The organism is Allobacillus sp. SKP2-8, from assembly GCF_007559355.1.
In the GTDB taxonomy this organism is placed as follows: Bacteria; Bacillota; Bacilli; order Bacillales; family Alkalibacillaceae; genus Allobacillus; species Allobacillus halotolerans.
The window spans coordinates 534,920-549,336 of record NZ_VMHF01000001.1 but is presented as its reverse complement, the minus strand read 5'-3'; the positions used below and the strand labels follow the sequence as shown (position 1 = coordinate 549,336).

Annotated in this window: 17 protein-coding genes; 12 read left to right on the top strand and 5 right to left on the bottom strand. The window is 38.1% G+C overall.

Translation table 11 applies throughout. From position 1 onward, the window contains the following. Positions 1–311 precede the first annotated feature (311 nt). From FPQ10_RS02800 to FPQ10_RS02790, 3 genes are all read left to right on the top strand, one after another. Positions 312–530 (top strand): DUF1659 domain-containing protein, encoded by a 219-nt coding sequence (locus FPQ10_RS02800; protein ID WP_144159883.1) that lies wholly within the window; start codon positions 312–314, stop codon positions 528–530. 33 nt (positions 531–563) lie between these two features. Continuing rightward, on the top strand, positions 564–779 hold the full coding sequence (locus FPQ10_RS02795) for a DUF2922 domain-containing protein (protein ID WP_144159880.1): 216 nt from the start codon (positions 564–566) through the stop codon (positions 777–779). A 124-nt stretch (positions 780–903) separates the two neighbouring features. After that, positions 904–1,050, top strand: coding sequence for a YvrJ family protein (locus FPQ10_RS02790; protein WP_144159877.1), 147 nt, complete (start codon positions 904–906; stop codon positions 1,048–1,050). Positions 1,051–1,248: 198 nt separating this feature from the next. Here FPQ10_RS02790 and lepB read toward each other — a convergent pair whose 3' ends face one another. Then, positions 1,249–1,758 (bottom strand): signal peptidase I, encoded by a 510-nt coding sequence (gene lepB, locus FPQ10_RS02785; protein WP_144159874.1) that lies wholly within the window; start codon positions 1,756–1,758, stop codon positions 1,249–1,251. 577 nt (positions 1,759–2,335) lie between these two features. Between lepB and FPQ10_RS02780 the strand changes: the two genes are divergently transcribed. Then, the gene (locus FPQ10_RS02780; RefSeq protein ID WP_144159871.1) at positions 2,336–2,506 is read left to right on the top strand and encodes an aspartyl-phosphate phosphatase Spo0E family protein; all 171 of its coding nucleotides are present in this window, start codon (positions 2,336–2,338) and stop codon (positions 2,504–2,506) included. A 3-nt stretch (positions 2,507–2,509) separates the two neighbouring features. On the opposite strand, the gene FPQ10_RS02775 is transcribed toward FPQ10_RS02780, so the two are convergent. Continuing rightward, on the bottom strand, positions 2,510–3,658 hold the full coding sequence (locus FPQ10_RS02775; protein ID WP_144159868.1) for an aminotransferase A: 1,149 nt from the start codon (positions 3,656–3,658) through the stop codon (positions 2,510–2,512). Between the two features lie 76 nt (positions 3,659–3,734). On the opposite strand from FPQ10_RS02775, the gene FPQ10_RS02770 reads away from it, so the two are divergent. Further along, positions 3,735–4,079: a hypothetical protein gene (locus FPQ10_RS02770; protein ID WP_144159865.1), complete on the top strand. Its 345-nt coding sequence runs from the start codon at positions 3,735–3,737 to the stop codon at positions 4,077–4,079. Positions 4,080–4,114: 35 nt separating this feature from the next. Here FPQ10_RS02770 and FPQ10_RS02765 read toward each other — a convergent pair whose 3' ends face one another. Together FPQ10_RS02765 and FPQ10_RS02760 are read right to left on the bottom strand one after the other, a co-directional pair. Beyond that, positions 4,115–4,717, bottom strand: a complete 603-nt coding sequence (locus FPQ10_RS02765; RefSeq protein ID WP_255439636.1) for an SCO family protein — start codon at positions 4,715–4,717, stop codon at positions 4,115–4,117. Positions 4,718–4,823: 106 nt separating this feature from the next. Continuing rightward, on the bottom strand, positions 4,824–5,690 hold the full coding sequence (locus FPQ10_RS02760) for a metallophosphoesterase (RefSeq protein WP_144159862.1): 867 nt from the start codon (positions 5,688–5,690) through the stop codon (positions 4,824–4,826). Between the two features lie 143 nt (positions 5,691–5,833). Here FPQ10_RS02760 and fadH point away from each other — a divergent pair, with 143 nt between their 5' ends. From fadH to FPQ10_RS02735, 5 genes are all read left to right on the top strand, one after another. Then, entirely contained in the window at positions 5,834–6,598 is a 765-nt protein-coding gene (fadH, locus tag FPQ10_RS02755; protein WP_144159859.1) for a 2,4-dienoyl-CoA reductase, read from the top strand. 273 nt (positions 6,599–6,871) lie between these two features. Beyond that, a complete protein-coding gene (gene cbpB / locus FPQ10_RS02750; RefSeq protein WP_144159856.1) occupies positions 6,872–7,318 on the top strand; it encodes a cyclic-di-AMP-binding protein CbpB in 447 nt (148 codons plus the stop codon). A 29-nt stretch (positions 7,319–7,347) separates the two neighbouring features. Beyond that, positions 7,348–8,067: a 2,3,4,5-tetrahydropyridine-2,6-dicarboxylate N-acetyltransferase gene (dapD, locus tag FPQ10_RS02745; RefSeq protein ID WP_186278508.1), complete on the top strand. Its 720-nt coding sequence runs from the start codon at positions 7,348–7,350 to the stop codon at positions 8,065–8,067. Positions 8,068–8,157: 90 nt separating this feature from the next. Next, positions 8,158–9,270 (top strand): N-acetyldiaminopimelate deacetylase, encoded by a 1,113-nt coding sequence (locus FPQ10_RS02740; RefSeq protein ID WP_144159852.1) that lies wholly within the window; start codon positions 8,158–8,160, stop codon positions 9,268–9,270. 19 nt (positions 9,271–9,289) lie between these two features. Next, a complete protein-coding gene (locus tag FPQ10_RS02735) occupies positions 9,290–9,664 on the top strand; it encodes a VOC family protein (RefSeq protein ID WP_144159849.1) in 375 nt (124 codons plus the stop codon). Between the two features lie 90 nt (positions 9,665–9,754). Here FPQ10_RS02735 and FPQ10_RS02730 read toward each other — a convergent pair whose 3' ends face one another. Next, a complete protein-coding gene (locus FPQ10_RS02730; protein WP_144159846.1) occupies positions 9,755–10,576 on the bottom strand; it encodes a mechanosensitive ion channel family protein in 822 nt (273 codons plus the stop codon). A gap of 247 nt (positions 10,577–10,823) precedes the next feature. On the opposite strand from FPQ10_RS02730, the gene FPQ10_RS02725 reads away from it, so the two are divergent. Together FPQ10_RS02725 and FPQ10_RS02720 are read left to right on the top strand one after the other, a co-directional pair. Next, positions 10,824–12,578 (top strand): ABC transporter ATP-binding protein, encoded by a 1,755-nt coding sequence (locus FPQ10_RS02725; RefSeq protein WP_144159843.1) that lies wholly within the window; start codon positions 10,824–10,826, stop codon positions 12,576–12,578. Positions 12,579–12,592: 14 nt separating this feature from the next. Further along, positions 12,593–14,416 carry an ABC transporter ATP-binding protein gene (locus FPQ10_RS02720; RefSeq protein ID WP_144159840.1) on the top strand — a complete coding sequence of 608 codons (1,824 nt, stop codon included), beginning with the start codon at positions 12,593–12,595 and terminating at the stop codon, positions 14,414–14,416. The last annotated feature ends 1 nt before the right edge of the window (position 14,417 follow it).

The following is a 14,417-nucleotide window of genomic DNA, read 5'->3' as shown; positions in this document are numbered from 1 at the left end:
GTCCATTTGTTAATTTTTTTCTGTGAACATTTCCATAAAAGATATGTTTTTTGTTATGATATAATATGTATAGATTTGATAGTAGCAACCTTAGGAGGTGCAACAGAAGTGGATGTTGTATTAGGTATTATCATGATGGCTGTTCTTGTTACGTTTATTGGTTACTGTATATTCGACAATGCAAGCCAATAATCTTCACTTAAAGAACTGTTCCCTTAATTAGACGTAAAGAAAGTGTGAAATGTTTCAATACATTTCACACTTTTTTTATGTTCTTGGCGATTATATAGTTGAAAGGAGGGAGCAGACACATGGCGAGCGAATTAAAATTAGATACACAACTCCAGTTAATGTTTGAAACGGGGATTGACGAAGAAGGGAAAATCATTATCAAGCGTAAAAATTTCAACCAAGTGAATACAGAAGCCGATGCAACTGCACTTTATACTGTAGCGAATTCTTTAGCTAACTTGCAGGCGCATCCACTTCACCAAATCGTTCGAAACAATACGTACAATATTCAAAACTAATAGTAGCAGTTCACAAAAAAGGAGGTGGCGAGGATGAAACGAATCGAATTAAAGTTCCGGAATGAAGAAGGACGGTTATCAACAGTTTCACTAGATGACCCTAAGGAGCCTGTAGATCCAATTGCCGTTAAACAAGCTATGCAGGTGATTATCGATCAAGACGTTTTCACATCAAGTGGCGGCTCATATGTCAGTATGGATAGTGCTCAAGTCGTAGATCGTACAGTTGAAGAAATTTCACTTGATTAATCGAATGACGGCTGAATAGAGAATTGCTCTATTCAGCCGTTTTTTAAAGATTAAGTGCAACACTTCAATCTAAGTGTGACTCAATAGCATCGTGGCCTAGATTGATAAAAAAGGAGGGATAGGTATGGAGCAATGGATTACTTGGATTCCAGAAGTTGGTTTTCCAATTTTGGTAACGTTTTATTTATTACACAGAATTGATCATCGATTGAAGGAATTAAATGAATCTTTACTTCAGCTACCACTGAATCTTGGCACGTATAAAAGATAAGATAAACGATCACTAAAATGTTCCCTGAAAAGGGAAGTTTAAATGATTGAGAAAGTGATTCGTATCGTAATCCGAATAAGTTATAAGTAAAACTACGATAATAGCAAGAGTGATATAATTAACCCCAGTTAGTGGACTGTTTACAGTTGTCCATTAACTGGGGTTATCGTCTGTCACTTATGATGTACATTTCAGTTCTTATCGTGTCATTGAAATATGGTCAAACGGGAAGATAATAAATTCAGAACGACCGATAATATCATCTTCATCAATTAAGCCTAATCCGTTTCGGCTATCTTTACTGATCGGTCGATTGTCTCCCATAACAAAGTATTTACCTTCAGGAACTTCTACAGGCCCAAATGCATCCGTCTCATGTCGTAATGCTTCGGTGAGATAATCTTCTTCGTAAGCTTCGCCATTTATAAAAAGCGTATTGTTTTTATACTCGATAATGTCATTTGGTTTACCAATAATACGTTTAACATAATTTTTAGTTTCACGAGAGATAATGACAATTTCGCCACGGTCTGGTTCATTGACAAAGTAAACAATTTTATTGAAAATAACCCTCTCTCCATCTTCTAGGGTTGGATCCATACTTGCGCCTTCAACAATTGATGTCGCAAACACAAATGTTCGAAGGAAAAAAGCAATAATCAAAGCAATAACAATTGCTTTACCCCATTCCCATAATTCTTTTTTCAATTTGGTTCTTCCTTTCCGTGCTGATCCTTCTATATAAGGAAGTTCATTTTAATCATTGTATACTGATTAGTTTACCACAATTATGTGGCAACTTCTTTAATCATCGTTTTTTATTTTCCCTGTTACCCGTTTCTTAAACGTATGCTCAAATGCATGTTAAATGGCTACAAAAAATAGTTTGACTTAGTTTATCTATAAAATGAAAGGGTATAATTAATTTATATTCTTTATCGATTCAGACTGAAGGACTCCATTCTCAGGTAAGCGAAGAGTGGAGGTGAACTGCTTTCCGCCAAAGGATAAACGGGCACCCCTATTGTCTGGCAAGAAGCTATATCACTTCCCATACGACCTTCGAAATTGTATAATGAGAACATACGTTTCGGTGTTGGGAGGTATCGATCTTGCTGATCAGATTATTTAGGGAAAAGTAGTTCAAATCGGTTGCCTTTTCAATCGCTATTATAATATAGTATTACTGTTTTATAACTTATGCAATAAGGATAACGAGCGCAGCTGCTCGAAATCCTTAAATGATTTATAGAAAAGAATACCTCAGAATGGTGGTTTGAAATAAATGAAAAATAAACTTAGCCAGCTTGAAAAAGAAATTGAAATACTTCGGGAGAAAATGGTCGAGCAAGCAACAGAGAAAGGAAGACTTAGTGATGAGTCCATTGAAGCTTCCCAAGAGCTTGATCGATTGATTAATGAATATATTGAACTTCAACAAAAAATGCAGAAATGATGCTTATTGATTTAAGAATTGCTCAAGACGATTTAACCCTTCTTCCAATACGCTCATTTCATAAGCGTATGAAAGCCTAAGATAACCCTCTCCAAACTTTGAGAATGCATCCCCTGGAACAAAAGCTAACTTAGCTTCGTTGACCAGTCTCATGGCAAATTCAAAACTCTTTTCATTTGTAGGAATTTTGACAAACACATAGAAAGCACCGTCTGGAGCGACCGCTTCCATGTTCATTTGTTCAAGTCGCTTCAGTACATAGTCACGTCTTTCTTTATAAGCATTTTTCATCACGACCGGGTCTGATTTTCCTTCTGTCAAGGCTTCCAGTGCCGCATACTGACTGATGGATGTTGGGCATGACACATTATATTGATGCACCTTCAGAACATGCTGTTGAATTTCTTTCGGTGCAAGCAAATAACCAATCCGAAATCCTGTCATTGAATGAGATTTGGATAAACCTTGTACAATCAGTGTCTGCTTTCGAACTTGTTCAAATATCCCGATAGACGTATGTTTATGCTCATAAGTTAATTCGCTATAAATCTCATCCGCTAAAATAAAAGTGTCTTTACCACTGATCAAATCGGCAATATCTTGAAGTTCTTCTTCAGATAAGGTAACGCCTGTTGGATTTGAAGGGTAAGAAAGGATGATACATTTGGTCTTACTCGTCAGGTTTTCTTTTAAAAGGTCAGCCGTTAATTTAAAACCGTTTGTCCGTGTGTCTATATATTTTGGTGTTGCTCCAGCCAAGCGAATTAGTGGTTCGTAGCCTGGATAAACCGGTCCTGGTAAAATGACTTCATCTCCAGGTGAAAGGATTGAACGTAATGTGATATCAATCGCTTGGGAAGCTCCAACGGTAACAATCACTTCATCTTCAGGTCGATAAGATAATTGGTAGTTTGATTGGACAAAATCGCTAATTGCTTTCCGCAAATCCAACAAACCTGCGTTTGGTGTATATTGCGTATGATTTTGGTCTAAGGCTTGTTTGGCTGCCTCTTTGATATGAGCTGGAGTCTGAAAATCGGGTTGCCCAATTGTTAAAGATAAAATGTCTTTTTGGTCACCAACTAAATTGAAAAACTTACGAATTCCAGAGATTTCAAGTCCTCTTACGGTATCATTCAATAAATGCTCCATTGATTATTCCTACCTTTACAAATATTCTTGATTGAATTGTCATGTCATTGCCCATAATGGGTGATGGGGTGAGAAAATGATTTTCAAAGAGATGTATCAAATCATTACAGAAGATTATCTTGCTGTGTTCTTGTTAATATTAATTTCAGCAATTAGCTATCTAGGAGTCAATCGATTCGTCCGTTTTTGTTTAATGCGATATGGAACCAGGACATTGAGTTTTATGTTTACAACCATCCTGTTGTTATTCTGGGTGTTTAGCGATTTCAGCTTTCTATCCCATCAACTGACAGATACGAATGAAAGGTATCAATTTCTTCTCAATGTACTCATTGCATTAATGTTATTCGGACTTTTATTGATTGCTGCGATTACTGTTAAGAGTTTATCACAGATGAAGAAAAACAAGAACAATATATAAGGTGAAGAAAAAACGAGCTATTGATGAGCTCGTTTTTAATCTTTCTTATAATATTCCACGTAATCTAGAATCTGCCCGTATTCTTCTTGGTCAGTACCAGAAAACATATTCAGAACGGTACCTTCAGGAGATACGAGGAAAAAAGATATTCCATGGTTTACTTGATCATAACCGTCCACTTTAGCAACCAGCGTTTTAAAAGAATTTGCCGCAAAGCTTTCGATTTCTTTTTGGTCAAACCCAGTTAAAAAATCCCAATTACTAAAGTCTGCATTAAATTTGTTGCCATATTCTTTCAGATCTTCTGGATCGTCGTTCGCTGGATCAACGGAAAATGATACAAATCGTAAATCAATATCCTTTTCTTTCGCTTCGGACTGTACTTTTGACATGTTTGCAGTCATTGGTGGACAAACCGTTTCACAGTTGGTGAAGATAAAGGTGCCCACCCAGTAATTGCCTTTAAGGTCTTCAAGGCTGACAGTCTCTCCATCTTGGTTTGTATACTCAAAGTTCTCTACTTCCGTTTCAAGTTGAGGGTCTGGTGTATATTTCCCTGACTCGTCTTCTCCACACGCTGAAAGAAACGTAACCGAAAGAATAACGAGCAATCCAATCATTATTTTTTTCAGATTCATAACCTGCCACTCCAGTACTATATTTACTATCATTTTAACACCTTAACTTGAATGCTAACGAACGAAAACATGAAGAAATTTCAACAAATCTTAGAAGTGAGAAGTTTTACTTTGAATCATCTTTTCTTAGTGTATATAGATTGATCTCTGGACGACATAAAAACCGAAATGGAAGACGGGTTGTTCCAAGGCCTTTTGAGACAAATAGCTGTAAAGGCCTTTCGCCAAGCGTAAAGCTTCCTTCTACATACTTCTCACCTAAAATAGGTGTAATAATATAACCGATGATCGGTAACTGAATTTGACCGCCATGACTGTGACCAGATAGTTGCACATCAAACGGAAAGTTTTTGGTCGTGTCCGCAAAATCTGGTTCATGTGAAAGAAGAATATTGAATCGATCTTGTTCTGATTGATCAATTAATTGGGTAATCTCTGGATTGCCAAGTAAAATATCGTCCAATCCAGAAAGATTGATGTAATCCTCGTTTTTTTGAATTTTCGTCGTCTCGTTTTTTAACAGCTGAAAACCTGCTGAGGACATCACTTGAGCAATCTTTTCAGTTCCGTATCCGCCATGGTCATGGTTTCCGTAGATCCAATACTTTCCATGACGTGCTTGTATTTCACTTAATTTATCAATAATCTTTGCGTACTGTTGATTGGAGATTGTCGATGGATCGTCGATAAGATCGCCGGTGAATAAGATAAGATCTGGATCCAATTCTCCGATTGTTTGAATCAAATCATCGAGTTCCTTCATTCCGTAATTGAATCCGATGTGAGTATCCGTTAACTGTAATAATCTAAACCCTTCAAAAGATTTAGGTATCCGTTCTGATTTTATGTCATTTCGAACAATATTTACCCAACGGGGCTCAATTTCGTGCGCATAGTAATAACCACCGTAACCTGCTCCGGCTAAACCAATTGTTCCTATTAACGAACGCTTCAGAAATGTTCTCCGATTCATAAGCGGTTAATCACCTTTCTGTTCAATTAGTTGCATTATAGCATGAGGTTCACTGTTTGTAACTTGAGATAAATGAACGAATATTCATTTTTTGAAGGATTTCGAGTGTCTATCTCGAATGTATTCGACAGGGAGGGGAAAAAATGAAAAACAAAGTTGTTATCGTTACAGGTGGCTCCAGTGGAATGGGTAAGTATATGGCAAAAAAATTTCACGATGAAGGGGCTAACGTCGTAATTACAGGTAGAAATGAAGAAAGGTTGGATGAAGCAAAGAAAGAAATAAGTTCAGATGGTTCAAATATAATGTCAGTAGTAATGGATGTCAGGAATCCCGAAGACGTTGAACGAATGGTACAGGTCACCGATGAGACATATGGACGTATTGATTTTTTAGTGAATAATGCTGCAGGTAACTTTATTGTACCTTTTGAAAAACTAACACCGAACGGCTGGAAATCCGTGATCGATATTGTTTTGAATGGAACGTTTAACTGTTCTTCCATCGTCGGAAAGTATTGGATTGAGAAAGGAATCAAAGGATGTATTACAAATATGGTCGCAACTTATGCGTGGAATGCAGGTGCATACGTCGCTCACTCTGCTGCTGCGAAAGCCGGTGTTTTATCGTTAACACGTACATTGGCGGTTGAGTGGGGGAGGAAGTATGGTATTCGAGTCAATGCAATTGCGCCAGGTCCGATTGATCGGACAGGAGGTTCTGAGAAGTTATGGGAATCCGAAGAGGCGGCAAAGCGAACGATTCATTCCGTTCCACTACAGCGGCTAGGTGAACCTGAAGAGATTGCTGAGTTGGCCTATTTCATGTTCTCCGATAAAGCAACGTATCTAAATGGGGAAGTTATTACATTGGATGGTGGACAATGGTTAAATGAGCACCCTTTCTAAAAAAACAATCTTATTGTAATCTCAATTTGATGAAATAGGATAGGAAGCCAGTTTTCCTATCCTATTCATGTCATAGGTATCTTCAAATACTCTTCTATTCTTTCTGATTACATTGTATCCATGGCTTGTAAGATACCCTTAGTTGGAGTCTCGCTAGTGAAAAAGCAAAATCGAGAATAATGATTTCATTACTCATTCGAATTGGTTTATGATAAAATTATGGTTGACTGGAGAAAGAGATCACCACTTCCATTAAGGTTAGGGGGAGACTAAATGCTTAATGTGACAGAATTTGATCTCACGCAAAAATTAGTGAATGAATACATGATCGATTCTGACAAAGTGGCTCACGTCCAATTGAACAACCCATTGAAACATGCGCTGCTGGTACTCACAAAAACTGGATATAACGCTGTTCCAGTTTTGGATTATGACGGCACGTTTAAGGGTCTGATCAGCAAATCACATATTATCGAGAAAATGTTCGGTTTAGATCAAATCGAAGTTGATTTACTTGATGAAATAACTGTGAAGCATGTAATGGACAATGACATAAAAACATTGCAATTGGGTGAAACACTGGAAAAAGCATTACATTTATTAATTGATCATAATTTTGTCTGTGTCGTAAACCATTCCAACATAATGGAAGGCATCTTAACCAGAAGGCAGCTGTTGAAGCAAATTAGGAATCAATTTTATCAGCAAAAAACAATCTAATGATCAGAATAGTATTGGAGGAAATTGAAGTGGAAATGATGGACGCAAATCAAATTATTGATTTTATCTCAAATGCAAAAAAATCAACACCTGTAAAGGTATATGTAAAAGGCAGTAAGTTGGATGCTATTGAATATCCTGAAAACGTGAAAGACTTCATTCAGGGTGACACAGGAGTTTTATTCGGTGAGTGGAAGGATATTGAAAAGATCATTGAAGACAACCAAAATATCTTTGATGATTATGTCGTCGAAAATGACCGTCGTAACTCGGCAATTCCTTTACTGGATTTGAAAGGAATCAATGCTAGAATCGAACCGGGCGCGATCATTCGCGATCAAGTTGACATTGGTGATGGCGTCGTTATTATGATGGGGGCTTCCATTAATATTGGAGCTGCCATTGGTGAAGGCACGATGATTGATATGAATGCAGTACTCGGTGGAAGAGCAACTGTCGGAAAAGATTGTCACATCGGAGCCGGAACAGTGTTAGCTGGTGTCATTGAGCCACCATCCGCAAAACCGGTAATTGTTGAAGATGAAGTCGTCATTGGAGCAAACGTCGTCGTATTGGAAGGTGTCACTGTCGGCAAAGGCGCGGTTGTAGCGGCTGGTGCAATTGTAACAGAGGATGTACCACCGAATACAGTCGTGGCGGGTACACCTGCAAAAGTGATTAAAGAAATTGATGACCAAACAAAGTCCAAGACAGAGATCAAAAAAGAATTGAGAAAGTTAGATAACTAATATTCATCTAAGCGGGACTTCGATTTTGTCGATAGCCCGCTTATTTGTTTCTGTAGCATCAATTTTCTATTGTGAAAGGTTTGAGAAAGAATGGAAAGACAGTGGGTACAAGTACGTAGGGATTTGCACCAAATTCCTGAGATTGGTTATCAAGAATATAAAACACAGGGTTATTTGGAATCGATGATTAATCGCTTGCCACAAGAGCATCTTCATGTCGAAAAGTGGAAAACAGGATTGTTTGTTTTAGTGAAAGGTATTGAGGGGAAACGTACAATTGGATACCGCGCAGATATCGATGGACTTCCCATTAAAGAAGAGACTGGATATTCCTTTGCATCACAGCACGAGGGATATATGCATGCTTGTGGGCATGATTTTCATATGACAATTGCACTTGGAGCATTAACCGAAGTGGTTGAAAATCGAATGCAAGATGATATTTTATTTATTTTCCAACCGGCCGAAGAAGGACCGGGGGGCGCTGAACCGATGCAAACAAGTGACTTTTTTCAACAGCATCGTCCGGATATCATTTTTGCACTGCATATAGATCCTTCATTGCCAGTTGGAACAGTTGCTACGAAGCCAGGAGTTCTCTTTGCGAATACGAGTGAACTATTTATCGATTTTTACGGAAAAGGCGGTCACGCAGCGTATCCTCATCTAACGTCTGACATGTTGATGGCAGCAAGCGCATTTAATCTACAGCTTCAACAGTTGGTATCTCGTGTTACCGATCCACTTAGTGAAGCAGTGGTGACGCTGGGTAAAATGGTAGCTGGTACAGCAGGTAATATTGTTGCAGAACATGCAAGAGTAGAAGGGACCATGAGAACGTTGGATCCCCAAGTCATACCACTTTTACGTGAGCACATTCAAACGCTACTCAATGGTATTGAGGAACGTTATCATTGCAGTACTTCCGTAGATTTCGGGGCGAGCTATTATATGGTGGATAATGATTCTGCTTCTGTAGAGCAATTTAAAACTGCTATTCAAAGAACTTCTGTTCAATACCAGGAGGCTCCAATCTCAATGGCTGGTGAAGATTTCGGATATTTTCTAAAAAATATTCCCGGATTTATGTTTTGGTTGGGAGTTGAATCACCGTATGGACTCCATCATAGTAAACTTCAACCGAAAGAAGAAGCGATCCACGTCGGTATTGAAGCGGTTACCGCTGCATTGGAAAAATTATAAATGGGAGAGAGATAAACACATGAATCATATGTTTAAAAAAATCGATCATGTTCAGCTGACAGCACCAACTGGTTCTGAATACGAAGCAAGGGAGTTCTACGTTGGTATTCTTGGGATGGAAGAAGTGAAGAAGCCAGAATCCTTAGAAGCAAACGGTGGTGTGTGGTTCCGTTTTGGTGATTTTGAACTTCATATCGGTATTGAAGAGCCTTATACGCCGGCCAAAAAAGCTCACCCCGCTTTTGAGGTTGACCAGCTCAATGAATTCATCGCCTTATTGGAAGAACATAAAGTAAATTACACAGTAGATGACCAATTACCGAATGCAAATCGAATCTATTTAAACGATCCGTTCGGAAACCGATTGGAAGTCTTGGAATGGAATGAGCAATAATACGATTAAACATAAAAAACCCTTTGTAATCCTGAATAGGACTTACAAAGGGTTTTTTAGAATTGTAAACCAAGGCCATAAAACTTAAAACTATGATTTTGGAACATTGACCTGATGAGGGTATGGAATTTCAATGTTGTTCTCATCCAATGCTTCTTTAATTCGTTTTCTTAACTCTCTCTCTATACCGAACTGTTCATTTTTCTCAGTTTGTGCGATGACACGTAAGGTGACTTGCGAGTCGTCAAGGGATTGTACACCAACGACATCAGGTCCTTCTTTAATTAAAGGATTTTCACTCATTTCATCACAAACTTTTTGAAGAACTTGTGTAACATGATCGATATTTTCTTCATAAGCAATCCCAAAATCCACAAGTGCGCGCATATTTCCGCGTGTGTGGTTATTAACGTTTTGTATATAACGGTTCGGAATATAGTTTAGCGTGCCGTCAAAGCTTCTAATTTGCGTAGTCCGAAGACCTAACTCTTCAACGATCCCATTTTCTCCGCCAGCTGTAACGTAATCATCCACATCAATCTGCTTTTCAATCAAAATGAAAAATCCTGTCACGATATCACTGACTAATCCTTGAGCACCAAATCCAATGGCTAATCCAATAATACCTGCACCTGCCAATAGAGGAGTAATCGGTATATTAAAGATTCCCAGCAACATAACGACAAACAAGAAAATCAATACATAATTATATACGTTAATGAGTAGATTGCTAAGCGTTTTCTTTCTGCCTTCACTCAGCTTTTGTTTCGTGGCAACCTGATTCATTGACCCTATGATCAATTTTTTACCAATTGGTTTAATAATCAAAAATAAAATAAGTAATAACAAAATCCTACCGGAAATTGTTACAGCAGAGTTTAAGAGTGAGCCCCAATCAAAATCAAAATTCATTTTAATAACCCCTTTAAACGATAATTTTCTTCAGTGTAAATGGTTAACTTCGTCTATGTATTCAACGAAATACACTAAGCAACAACACTATATACCCTTAAACTTATATCTTCAAACGAAAAAGTAAATTAATTAATTTGGGTGAAAATAATAATTTTTAAATAAATTATGACAAAAGGGTGGAAATTTATTTCGGAACCCGATATATTAATAAGGCAAAGGTATTTATAGAAGTGAGGGGATCATCATGGAAGTTTTCAAGAAATTGAAGCAGTTTTATTGGCCTTATCGGTGGTATTTTATTTTTTCGATTGTTTCACTTGTATTCGTGGCGGGCATTACCGTCATTTATCCAATCGTTCTCCAGATTACGATTGATGATGTCGTTGGCAAGGAACGGTTTTATCTTGTTCCTTACATTGCGCTTATTTTTGTTGGTTTGATGGCTGTGAAATCAATCGCAACTTATTTCAACCAATATTTAGGTGATTTGTTTGGCATTTCATCCGTTTATGCCGTTCGCGATGAAATGTATAAAAAGTTACAACGGCTCTCATTTAAGTATTACGATAATGCAAAAACAGGAGATCTCATGTCACGTTTGACGGCAGATGTTGAAGGTTTTCGTTTTTTCTTATCATTCGGCTTTTCTGAATTGTTGAGGATCTTCTTGTTAATTACCGTTAGTTTAGGTGTTATGTTCTTTTATTCAATCCCATTGGCTTTGGTGACGATGGCTGCTATGCCCTTCCTTGCAATCGTTGTCTATAAGTTCGATCGACGTGTTCATCCCGCTTTCCGTGGGATCCGTAAGTCATTTGGTCGAATGAACACTCGTGTCCAAGAAAATATTTCCGGAATGAATACAGTTAAATCGTTGTCCCGCGAAGATTTTGAAATCGGACGTTTTTCAGAGAAGGGCGAGAATTACCGACAACACTATTTAGACACAGCAAAGATATGGTCAAGATACTTTCCTTTAATGGAGTTTATCGGAAATGTGTGTGTCGTTGCATTGCTGGCCTTTGGTGGTTTTTTAGTGATTCAAGGAGACTTATCTGTTGGCCGATTAATCGCATTTTTCAGCTTAGTTTGGTATATTCTTGGACCATTAATGAATTTAGGATTCGTCGTAAACCAATTTTCACAAGCAAAAGCATCTGGTGAAAGATTATTGGAGATTTTAGAATCAGATCTAGAAATTGAGGACCAACCAACCGAACAGGTTGATCGCATACAAGGTCATGTCACATTTACAGATGTCACCTTGACGTACGCTGAAGATGATGATCAAGCCTTAAAAAATATAAGCTTTGATGCTCCTCCAGGTAAAGTGATTGGGTTAATAGGCGGAACAGGTGCCGGAAAAACAAGTATCACCCAGTTGATTACACGCTTTTACGAACCTGAAGAAGGTCAGGTGTTAATTGATGGGAAACCTGTCCAAGAATACCCATTAACTCAATTACGTAAAAATATCGGTTTTGTTTTACAAGAACCATTTTTATTTTCAACAACGATCAAAGACAATATTGCTTATGGAAATCCAGAAGCAACCATGGAAGAGATTGTTGATGCTGCCACGCGAGCACAAGCACACGATTTCATCATGGAAATGCCCAATGGATATGACACATTATTAGGCGAAAGAGGAATGGGACTTTCTGGCGGTCAAAAGCAACGCATATCCATTGGGCGTGCAATTTTGATTAACCCGAGTATTCTTGTTCTTGATGACGCTACTTCGGCTGTTGATATGCAAACAGAATTTAAGATCCAAAAAGCGTTGAAAGAAGTGATGGAAGGGCGAACGACATTTATAATTGCTCACCGTATTTCATCATTGAAACACGCAGATGAGATTTTAGTTCTTGAGAACGGAGAAATCGCCGAGCGAGGAAAACACGATTTTCTACTCCAGAACAAAGGAGCTTATCAACGTATTTATGATATCCAGTACCAAGATGAAGAAGCCATCATGGCAAACCAAAAACATGCTTAAAGGAGGGTGCTCGCATGGCGACAGCAACTAAAGAAAAAAGTCCACATTTAAAGAGATTTCATTATACGATCGATGTGGCAGTCGATAAGCCATTCAACTGGAAGCAGATGTTACGTTTGCTTCAGTTTTTAAAACCATATGCTAAAACCGTTTTACCGATTGCAATCATTGCAATGCTCGTCTCAACCGCAGTTCGATTAATTGTTCCAATCTTAATCGGTCGTGTGGCAATCGATATAGCCGTTGCCAACCAGGACGTTAACTTGTTGATTCAGTTGGTGGTAGGGATTTCAATACTCTATCTTTTAAGTTATATTGGCAATGCTGTACGTATTAAATATGTCAACATTCTAGGACAGAATATCATTTATGATCTAAGGAAGCATTTATTTTCCCATGTACAGAGATTATCGAATCGATTCTTCGATAATCGGTCAGCAGGTAGTATTATCGTGCGAATCATGAATGACATAAATTCTTTACAAGAGCTGTTTACGAATGGAATTATCAATTTGTTAATGGACGTTACCATGTTAATCAGCATCATCGTTATATTGGTTGTGCTGAGTCCACAGTTAGCTCTGGCAGTCATGGTGATTATACCAATTATGTTTTATATTTCGACTAAACTGCGAAAAAACATCCGTAAATCTTGGCAAGATGTACGGATCCAGCAATCCCGTTTGAACTCTCATTTGAATGAAAGTATACAAGGTATCCGTATTACGCAGTCATTCGGACAAGAACGGGCAAATACTGAATATTTTGATGGAGTGAATACGGATAATTTCGACTCATGGCGAACTGCAACACGCAAAAGTGCAATGTTCCGTCCATTCGTAGAAATGAGTAATGCGTTTGGAACAGTCATATTAGTCGCTTTTGGTTCTTATTTGATCATTAATGGAACAATCGATGTTGGTACATTTGTCATTTTTGGATTTTTCATCGGAATGTTTTGGGAGCCAATTTCCCGATTGGGACAAATGTATAACCAGTTACTAATGGCGATGTCTGCCTCTGAACGAATCTTTGAATTTTTAGATGAGCAGCCAAACGTTGTAGAAAAAGAAGATGCTAAACGATTGGAAGATATCGAGGGTCATATCGAATTCGATCATGTCCAGTTCTCATATGATGAAGATCGGGTTGCACTACATGAAATTTCCCTGGAAATGAAACCGGGTGAAGCAGTCGCATTAGTCGGTCATACAGGATCCGGAAAGTCAACGATCGCCAATTTGATCAATCGCTTTTATGATCCTACAAAAGGTTCTGTTAAAATCGATGGAAATGATTTGCGTGACGTCAAACTAGACGATGTCAGACAGCGCATCAGTGTCGTGTTGCAAGATACCTTCATTTTTTCGGGGACAATTATGGAAAACATCCGTTTTGGTCGACCAACGGCTTCTGATGAAGAAGTTATTGAAGCGGCCAAAGTCGTTGGGGCAGATGAATTCATTCAGAGATTATCAGATGGATATGGAACAGAAGTAGAAGAGCGAGGGAATATTTTATCAGCAGGTGAAAGACAGTTGCTTTCGTTTGCAAGAGCATTGTTGGCTGATCCAAAAATAATCATTCTCGATGAGGCTACTGCCAGTATTGATACAGAAACGGAAATGAAAATCCAAGAAGCTTTGAAACGCTTATTAGAAGGTAGAACATCCATTATTATCGCTCACAGGCTTTCAACGATTCGAGATGCCGATCAGATCATTGTTCTAGAAAACGGTAAAATTCTCGAACGTGGAAGTCATCAGGAATTAATGAATATACAAGGTGAATATTATCACTTAGTCAAATCGCAATTTCAAATGCTTGATCAGCTATAAA

Excerpts from the sequence above, each read along its gene's own strand:
- FPQ10_RS02800 (WP_144159883.1), top strand. The coding sequence starts at position 312 with ATGGCGAGCGAATTAAAATTAGATACACAACTCCAGTTAATGTTTGAA.
- FPQ10_RS02795 (WP_144159880.1), top strand. The coding sequence starts at position 564 with ATGAAACGAATCGAATTAAAGTTCCGGAATGAAGAAGGACGGTTATCA.
- FPQ10_RS02790 (WP_144159877.1), top strand. The coding sequence starts at position 904 with ATGGAGCAATGGATTACTTGGATTCCAGAAGTTGGTTTTCCAATTTTG.
- FPQ10_RS02780 (WP_144159871.1), top strand. The coding sequence starts at position 2,336 with ATGAAAAATAAACTTAGCCAGCTTGAAAAAGAAATTGAAATACTTCGG.
- FPQ10_RS02775 (WP_144159868.1), bottom strand. The coding sequence starts at position 3,658 with ATGGAGCATTTATTGAATGATACCGTAAGAGGACTTGAAATCTCTGGA.
- FPQ10_RS02770 (WP_144159865.1), top strand. The coding sequence starts at position 3,735 with ATGATTTTCAAAGAGATGTATCAAATCATTACAGAAGATTATCTTGCT.
- FPQ10_RS02765 (WP_255439636.1), bottom strand. The coding sequence starts at position 4,717 with ATGAATCTGAAAAAAATAATGATTGGATTGCTCGTTATTCTTTCGGTT.
- FPQ10_RS02760 (WP_144159862.1), bottom strand. The coding sequence starts at position 5,690 with ATGAATCGGAGAACATTTCTGAAGCGTTCGTTAATAGGAACAATTGGT.
- fadH (WP_144159859.1), top strand. The coding sequence starts at position 5,834 with ATGAAAAACAAAGTTGTTATCGTTACAGGTGGCTCCAGTGGAATGGGT.
- cbpB (WP_144159856.1), top strand. The coding sequence starts at position 6,872 with ATGCTTAATGTGACAGAATTTGATCTCACGCAAAAATTAGTGAATGAA.
- FPQ10_RS02740 (WP_144159852.1), top strand. The coding sequence starts at position 8,158 with ATGGAAAGACAGTGGGTACAAGTACGTAGGGATTTGCACCAAATTCCT.
- FPQ10_RS02735 (WP_144159849.1), top strand. The coding sequence starts at position 9,290 with ATGAATCATATGTTTAAAAAAATCGATCATGTTCAGCTGACAGCACCA.
- FPQ10_RS02730 (WP_144159846.1), bottom strand. The coding sequence starts at position 10,576 with ATGAATTTTGATTTTGATTGGGGCTCACTCTTAAACTCTGCTGTAACA.
- FPQ10_RS02725 (WP_144159843.1), top strand. The coding sequence starts at position 10,824 with ATGGAAGTTTTCAAGAAATTGAAGCAGTTTTATTGGCCTTATCGGTGG.
- FPQ10_RS02720 (WP_144159840.1), top strand. The coding sequence starts at position 12,593 with ATGGCGACAGCAACTAAAGAAAAAAGTCCACATTTAAAGAGATTTCAT.